Origin of the sequence: Undibacterium sp. 5I2 (assembly GCF_035019605.1) — a bacterium.
Lineage (GTDB): Bacteria > Pseudomonadota > Gammaproteobacteria > Burkholderiales > Burkholderiaceae_D > Undibacterium.
In genome coordinates, this window is sequence record NZ_JASJVS010000114.1 from 1 (window position 1) to 4,161 (window position 4,161).

At 49.4% G+C, this 4,161-nt stretch carries 3 protein-coding genes; all 3 read right to left on the reverse strand.

What is annotated here, in order from left to right; translation table 11 throughout:
- Positions 1 to 1,126: restriction endonuclease subunit S (locus tag QN359_RS19425; protein WP_323493397.1), on the reverse strand; the 1,126-nt coding region annotated here is incomplete at its 3' end.
- The gene (locus QN359_RS19430) at positions 1,123 to 2,142 is read right to left on the reverse strand and encodes a PDDEXK nuclease domain-containing protein (protein ID WP_322249202.1); all 1,020 of its coding nucleotides are present in this window, start codon (positions 2,140 to 2,142) and stop codon (positions 1,123 to 1,125) included. The genes QN359_RS19430 and QN359_RS19425, both read right to left, overlap by 4 nt.
- Positions 2,139 to 4,028 carry an HsdM family class I SAM-dependent methyltransferase gene (locus tag QN359_RS19435; RefSeq protein WP_322251150.1) on the reverse strand — a complete coding sequence of 630 codons (1,890 nt, stop codon included), beginning with the start codon at positions 4,026 to 4,028 and terminating at the stop codon, positions 2,139 to 2,141. The genes QN359_RS19430 and QN359_RS19435 overlap by 4 nt, the downstream gene beginning before the upstream one ends.
- Positions 4,029 to 4,161 lie beyond the last annotated feature (133 nt).

Here is a 4,161-nt window from a genome sequence, read left to right on the forward strand (position 1 = left end):
GCCGCGCAGCTGTGGCAGAAACAGGCACTATCTTAAACTCTTTGAATAATTGTCTGGACTTAGGGGGCCACTTTAGACCTGAGCCTTGTTTAATTCTCTCGCGTAAATCATCTGTAATCGTCGACAAATAGAAATAAGCAAATTCATGATTCAGGCTTAAGCACTCAAATCCTACGACACCGTCATTTGCATTTGCGTTGATTGTAAGAATTTTTGGCACACCCAACGTAGCACCACTATTCGAAATTAATAGTGTTCCCGCTGAAAATACTCTGCATTGTTCACTTCCCAACTTGGTTAGAAATGACTCTGTAGAAGTCAAATACACTTCATCATCTTTGGTAATCTCAGCAACCGTAACCCACGGAGAATAGTCTCCATTAAAAAGTAACGGATCTCCTGCTGGGCGCGGCGCGCCACCTCGAACGACCATGGAAATATATCCAAATTTACTGACCACCCAATGCGCCGGTACTTCACCTAACCACTCCACACCTGAGTCGCGCATGGGGGCGTTGGGGTTGAGGCCTTTGGTGACGGCATGACTAATCACTGCCTGCCGCTTTTCTTTGAGCAGCTTGATCAGCCCTTGCTGCTTCGCTATCAGGGTATCGATCTTGGCGGTTTCGTGGTCGAGGAAGTTGGCGATTTTTTCTTGTTCGTCTATGGTTGGCATTACGACACGCAATGCTTTTATTTGCTCCCCCGTGATCAAGGGTTGAGCACTTCTGCTGGCATATTCGTTAATCCGTGCTGCAACAAGTAGATGAAGAAAATAGCTATCCTGAAAATTACGCCACGTAGAAAGTTTCAACGCATTATCGGTGATCCAACATGTCTCATCCAAAAAATGTACATTTCCACACAAGGCACCGACTCGCCCGATTGCAAATGATTTGCTTACTGTATTGATTAATGATGTATAGCCAAGTGTTCCATTGCCACCGATCACTCGATATTTATTAACATCATCCTCAGCCTTATCAAAATCAGTATTTGAAAGTCCATCGCCGCTAGCAATATCGATGAACCATCTTAATGAACAAGTTTTCCAATGCTGCGGAACCAAGCCCAACCACTCAACCCCAGAATCCTTATATTCCGCATAAGCCTTATACCGACTCATAGCCCCTCCTCCTGCGCAATATTCAACAGATAGAACTCATGCAATTTGGCTTGCAACATTTTTTTATCGGGCAACTGGGTTTGGTATTCGGCGATCATGGCCGGTGACAGGCTGCGGCTGAGCGCGTACTCGACCACTTCATCATCTTTGCTGGCGCACAGCAGCACGCCGATGGCGGGGTTTTCGTGGGCTTTGCGGTGGTCGCGGTCTAGGGCTTCGAGGTAGAAATTGAGCTGCCCTAAATGTGCGGGGCTAAAGCGATCTACTTTGAGTTCTATCGCCACCAAAGCATTGAGGCCGCGATGAAAAAACAGCAGATCGATGGCGAAATCTTGTTTGCCCACTTGCACGGGATATTCACTGCCGACAAAACAAAAGTCGCGCCCCAGCTCGATCAAAAATTGTTTGAGCTTGCCGATTAAGCCTTGCTGTAAATTGGCCTCGCTGTGATCTTGTGGCAGGTTTAAGAAATCGACGATGTAGCTGTCCTTGAAGACATGCATGGCTTCCGGTTGCGTTTCTCTCAACACTGTTGAGAGTTTTACTGGATTTAAGATCATGCGCTCAAATAAAGCGGCATTAAATTGCCGTTCCAATTCGCGCTTGCTCCATCTTTCCTGAGTTGCCATGCGCAAGTAAAACTCACGCTCTTCCGGACGCTTACTTCGGCCAAGAATGATCAGGTTATGGGTCCACGGCAATTGTCGCACCAGTGGCGCGACAATTTGATCATTTTGATAAGTTTCATAAAACTGACGCATACGGAACAAATTGGAGCTAGTAAATCCTCTTAAATTCGGCTGTGTCACCGCTAGATGTTGAGCCAATTGCCGAATGACGCCATCGCCCCATTCTGCGACTTTAAGCTTATCGCTCATATAAGCGCCGACTTGCCAGTACAACTCAATTAGGGTGGTATTGACGACTTGGTAGGCATGCTGACGTGCTGCCGCGATCAGGTGGACGACTTCAGAAAAATCGGGTTGATCTGTTTTTATCACGGTCGTTTTACTCATGAATGCACCTCTTGCAGCAGCTTCATGATCTCTGCACTGACGGCATCGAGATCAGCATCAATCTCGGCCAGATCGCGCGGTGGCTGGTATTGGTAGAAATGGCGGTTGAACGGGATCTCGTAACCGACGATGCCGATTTGCTGGTCTTTTTCATCCTTCTTGCTGGCGTCTATCCAGGCGTCTGGCACATGCGGTTGCACTTCTTTTTTGAAGTAAGCTTCGTTGATGGCGTTGACGGTTTTGCTTGGGTCTAGCGCGACGTTTTCTGCATCGCGCAGATCGCCATCGGCTTTGTATTCGACGACTTTGCCGGCGTAGTCGCCTTCACCGGCAAACAAGCCATAGATGGCGTCGGCCTTGGTTTTGTGGATTTTTTTGATGACTTTTTGCGCTTCTGGGTTCTTCCAACTGACTGCCGCTTCTATGGCTTTTTTGTCTTTGGCGTCTAGGCTAATACCTTGTTTTTTAGCCGCTAGTGCCAGCGCATCATCAAAGGCGTTCATATCGTCAAACTGGGCGCTGCCTATGGCTGCTTGCAATTGGCGGGCTTTGCGCAGGATGGCGAGCTGGTTACGCCAGGTGTCGCGGTCTAGCAGGTCTTTGACGTGTTTTTCTTTAAGATCTGCAAAGTGCAGTTTGATGTAACGGCGTATCGCGTCTTGATGACTGCTGAGGTCGCCATAGTGGGCGCAGGCTTCTGCGTCTGTCCATATTGCGCCATCAGCAGTTGTGGCAAGGCCGGCGTATTCGGCGTAGGCCCATTGCATCACGGCATTTAAAGCACCGGATTCAAAACGCAGGCTGGCAATGCGCTCGTCGCTAAATTGGTAAGACATGCGCAGCGGGCGTTCTATGGTGATACGGCGGTAGCCAAATTCGTGGGTTTTAAAAATCTTGGCGGCGAAGGTTTTGGCCGCTTCGGTCTTGGGGTTGGCTGACTGGCGGCCGCGATTGCTCTTTTGCTCGGCAGGTTTATCCAGTTCACGTGCATCGACCCCTTCAAAATTACCGAAGCATTGGGTGATGATGGCGATGTCGTTCTCATCCATGACATTGCGCTTACTACCCAAAGATTTACGCATCTTGCCGCACAGGTTGACGCCATTAATCAGTTGCACCAGTCCTTTGCGTGCCTTGGCTTTTTTATTCGACAGCACCCAGACATAGGTGGAGATGCCGGTGTTGTAGAACATATCGGTAGGCAGCGCGACGATGGCCTCTAACAAATCGGCTTCCAGAATATAGCGGCGGATTTCTGATTCACCCGAACCGGCACCGCCAGTGAACAAGGGCGAGCCATTGAGAATAATGCCGATACGCGCCCCGCCGTCTTTGGCGTCACGCAGTTTGCTGATCAGGTGCAACAGGAACAGTAAGCTGCCATCTGACACTCTTGGCAAGCCCGCGCCAAAGCGACCATCAAAACCTTTGTGGCTATGTTCATCATTGATCTCTTGCTCGATTTTTTTCCAATCGACGCCAAACGGCGGATTCGACAGCATGTAATCAAACTTGTCGGCATAGAGCTGGTCATTCGAGAGCGTATTGCCGAGCTTGATATTGCCCACCTCTTGGCCCTTGATCAGCATATCGGCTTTACAAATCGCATAGCTTTCCGGATTGAGCTCTTGGCCGTAGGCGCGCATGACAGCTTCGGGGTTGAGTTCATGCACGTATTCCATACCGGACGACAAGAAGCCGCCGGTACCGGCGGTAGGATCGTAGATGGTGCGGATAATGCCGGGCTTGGTCAGCGCATCATCGTCTTCCATAAACACCAGCGAAGTGGTCAGGCGCACGATATCGCGTGGGGTGAAGTGTTCACCGGCGGTGTCGTTCGAACTTTCAGCAAAGCGACGTATCAGTTCTTCAAACACCAAGCCCATATCGTGATTCGATACGGCCTTAGTGCTGAGATCAATGGTGCGTACTTTTTGTACCACTATAGTGGATCCACATATCCGGACAACAGTTTAAACTAGTGTCTGTCGAAAAGAGACGAGGCAGACCATGAGTGAA

What these genes read in the sequence shown, in the direction of transcription:
- QN359_RS19435 (WP_322251150.1), bottom strand. Translation starts at nt 4,028, where the DNA reads ATGGGCTTGGTGTTTGAAGAACTGATACGTCGCTTTGCTGAAAGTTCG.
- QN359_RS19430 (WP_322249202.1), bottom strand. Translation starts at nt 2,142, where the DNA reads ATGAGTAAAACGACCGTGATAAAAACAGATCAACCCGATTTTTCTGAA.